Source organism: uncultured Thiodictyon sp. (assembly GCF_903828115.1).
Lineage (GTDB): Bacteria > Pseudomonadota > Gammaproteobacteria > Chromatiales > Chromatiaceae > Thiodictyon.
The window spans coordinates 1-2,333 of record NZ_CAIKKU010000248.1 but is presented as its reverse complement, the minus strand read 5'-3'; the positions used below and the strand labels follow the sequence as shown (position 1 = coordinate 2,333).

General features: G+C 67.5%; 2 protein-coding genes and 1 pseudogene. 2 read left to right on the top strand and 1 reads right to left on the bottom strand.

Annotated features, from left to right (window positions below; translation table 11 throughout):
• Positions 1–173: 173 nt before the first annotated feature.
• A pseudogene (locus tag QZY48_RS09285) lies at positions 174–983 on the top strand (BREX system Lon protease-like protein BrxL); the annotation flags it as partial.
• 25 nt (positions 984–1,008) lie between these two features.
• The gene (locus tag QZY48_RS09280; protein ID WP_295430376.1) at positions 1,009–1,983 is read left to right on the top strand and encodes a BREX system Lon protease-like protein BrxL; all 975 of its coding nucleotides are present in this window, start codon (positions 1,009–1,011) and stop codon (positions 1,981–1,983) included.
• A 90-nt stretch (positions 1,984–2,073) separates the two neighbouring features.
• Here QZY48_RS09280 and QZY48_RS09275 read toward each other — a convergent pair.
• Positions 2,074–2,333: ROK family protein (locus QZY48_RS09275; RefSeq protein ID WP_295430374.1), on the bottom strand; the 260-nt coding region annotated here is incomplete at its 5' end.

Below are 2,333 nucleotides of genomic sequence, written 5' to 3'. Positions count from 1 at the left end.
CGGGGTCAAGCGTGCTCGACCCGGACCGACGGATGCAACCGCCGGACGCGGACGGTGCCGCCGCGCTGCTGGTCACGGATGACCAGCACGCAGGCGCGGCGGCGGTGTTGGTCGTCCTGCGGGCGGGACAGGTGGTGGCCAAGCAGTCAGTGACCATCGGGGGAGATTGATCCATGCAGCTCGACGCACTCGACCAGCTCGCCGCCCAGGCCTTCGACGGCTTCATCGTCCGCAAGGACTTGGTACGCCGGTTCAAGGGCCAGTATCCGGTGCCGACCTATGTGGGCGAGTTTCTGCTCGGGCGCTACTGCTCCAGCACCAACGAGACGGAGATCCAGGAGGGTCTGGACATCGTGCAGCGCCAGCTCGCCAGCCGCACGGTGCGCGCCGGGGAGGAGGAGCTGTTCAAGGCCCGCGCCAAGGAGCAGGGCCGGGTGAAGCTGATCGACCTGATCACCGCGCGCCTGGATGCCAAGAACGATTGCTTCGTGGCGGAACTGCCGAGCCTGCGGCTCAAGGATGTCCGCATCGACGATGCCCTGGTCCACACCCACGAGCGGATGCTTACCGGCGGCTTCTATGCCGAGGTGGACCTGAGTTATGACCCGAGCATCGCCGAGGAGAAGAACGGGCGGCCCTTCGGCATCGAGTCGCTGCGCGAGATCCAGCTCTCCAAACGCGATGCCCTGGAGACCATGGCCCGCGGGCGCGCCGCGTTCAGCTTCGAGCAGTGGCAGGCGTTTCTGCTGCGCAGTGTCGGCCTTGAACCTGAGAACTTGTCGCCGCGCACCCGCGACGTGATGTTGCTGCGCATGGTCCCCTTCGTCGAGAACAACTACAACGCGGTGGAACTGGGGCCGCGCGGAACCGGTAAGAGCCACCTGTTCCAGCAGGTCTCCCCCTACGCGCACCTGGTCTCGGGCGGTAAGGCGTCGGTGGCGCGCATGTTCGTCAACAACAGCACCGGGCAGCGGGGGCTGGTGTGTCAGTACGACGTGGTCTGCTTCGATGAGGTCTCAGGGATCAGCTTCGACCAGAAGGAGCGCGGGCGTCCCGCCCGCGATTCTTCAGGGCCGCATCCACTTCGGCGCCGCCCTGACCGGCCGCGACACCAACGCCGTCCACAAGACCATGAGCGGATTACTCAAACTGATGTATCCCCAGCCGTTGGAATCGGAGCGGGGCCGTCTCGGCCCCGGCGGAGATGCACTCGGGGCGGGACGCCCCGACTCCCAGGAGATCCCGGATCACGCCATCGAATGGGCCGCCCGGCTGGCGCTGGAGTGCCGTCGGCGGGTCAAGGAGCAGCAGAAGCGGATCGGTTCCGCGGAATTTCGCAACACCCACTTCAGCTTCCAGATGGGATTGGACGGGGTGGAGCAGTTCGTCTCCACCCCGGAGTTGCAAAGCGAGGACAGCATCGGGGACGATCCGCTGCCGCCCGGGCAGGTCTGGGTCCTCTCGCCCGGGGGGCTGGAAGAGCATCCGGGGCTCTATCGCCTGGACGTGACCCAGGGGCCGGGCTCCGGGGTGAAGATCCTCAACCAACCGCCGCCCGCGCCCTTCAAGGAGAGCCTGCGCTGTGCCGAGCAGAACCTCTACACGCGGGCAAAGACCCTGGTCGGTGACCGGGACCCGCGGGCACATGAGTTCTCGGTCCAACTGCGCGCCTTCGACGCCGGCAAGTCCGGCAGCGCCACCGGGGTGGGGGCCTTGCTGGCGCTGTGTTCGGCTCTGCTGGAGAAGAGCCTCAAGGGCGGACTGATCGTGGTCGGCGGGCTGAACCTGGGCGGGTCCATCGAGCCCGTCTACAACGTGGTCAGCGTGGTCGAGGCCGCCGCGGACAAGGGGGCCAAGACGATTCTCCTGCCGGTGACCACGCGCAAGCAGCTCATCGAGTTGGATGACGAGATCGCCACGCGGGTCACCGTGGTGTTCTATTCGGACGCCCGGGATGCGTTGCTCAAGGCGCTGATCGAATGAGCTATTCAGATTGCCGCGATGGTCTTGCGCAACCATGGCTTAAGCGCGCGGGCCGCCCGCTGAAGCGTTGGCCTCCAGTTGGGTTCGACCTTACGGGTGCTCGGTACCCCACAACCAGGCCGCGCCGCGCACGCCGCTCGAGTCGCCGTGAACCGGGGGGAGGATGCGGGTGGCCAGGCCGTCGCAGAAGAGCCAGGGGCGGATCAGGGCGGGGAGGGCCTCATAGAGGTGGGGGAGGTTGGACAGGCCGCCGCCCAGAACGATGACCTGGGGGTCGAGCAGGTTGATGACGGTCGCGAGGCTGCGCGCCAGGCGCTCGGCGTGGCGCGCGAGCGTGGCCGCGGCGGGCG